This is a genomic window from Pseudomonas sp. 32_A (assembly GCF_017490905.1).
Taxonomy (GTDB): Bacteria; Pseudomonadota; Gammaproteobacteria; order Pseudomonadales; family Pseudomonadaceae; genus Aquipseudomonas; species Aquipseudomonas inefficax.
In genome coordinates this window covers 1-486 of sequence record NZ_JAFGYI010000247.1, presented here as the reverse complement: position 1 = coordinate 486, position 486 = coordinate 1, and the positions used below count along the sequence as shown (strand labels likewise).

Annotated in this window: 2 protein-coding genes; both read right to left on the bottom strand. The window is 70.8% G+C overall.

The window, feature by feature from the left end:
• Positions 1-192: type III secretion protein HrpB4 (locus J5M58_RS26520; protein WP_207880332.1), on the bottom strand; the 192-nt coding region annotated here is incomplete at its 3' end.
• On the bottom strand, positions 189-486 hold a 298-nt coding region (locus tag J5M58_RS26515), incomplete at its 5' end, for a hypothetical protein (RefSeq protein ID WP_207880331.1). The genes J5M58_RS26520 and J5M58_RS26515, both read right to left, overlap by 4 nt.

The following is a 486-nucleotide window of genomic DNA, read 5'->3' as shown; positions in this document are numbered from 1 at the left end:
CGGGATGCGCGTGGCTTCGCCCGCTCGCTCGAGCGCGGCCCGCCAGACGGCACAGCGCGAGTCGTCGATGCCGAGCAGCGCGCAGGTCCACGACGGATGAGCCCAACATACGGCGTTCGCGAAATTGCGTCGGTAGCGCTCCAGCAGCGCAGCCGCGCGCTGATGCGGCGACGGGCTCGATGCGGCGGTCATGCACTGCGCCCTTCTAAGTTCGCCCGCTGACGGCGGCGCAAATGCGCGGCGAGTTCGGCGACGCGCTTGCGCCATGGCGCTGCGCTGCCGGCTTCATGTGCGCCCGCCCTCGTCCAAGGGCGCCTTGACACAACAAACAGCCCCACCGCCGCGATCGACATCGCCCCGAACGCCAGCAGCCCGACCAGCCAGGGCGGCATGATCACCGCCGCAGGACGCGATCGCGCAAGGTCGACGGCATCCGCCGCCACCGCCGTCACGCTGACCTGGTCGTAGGTCAGCCCCTCCACGCTA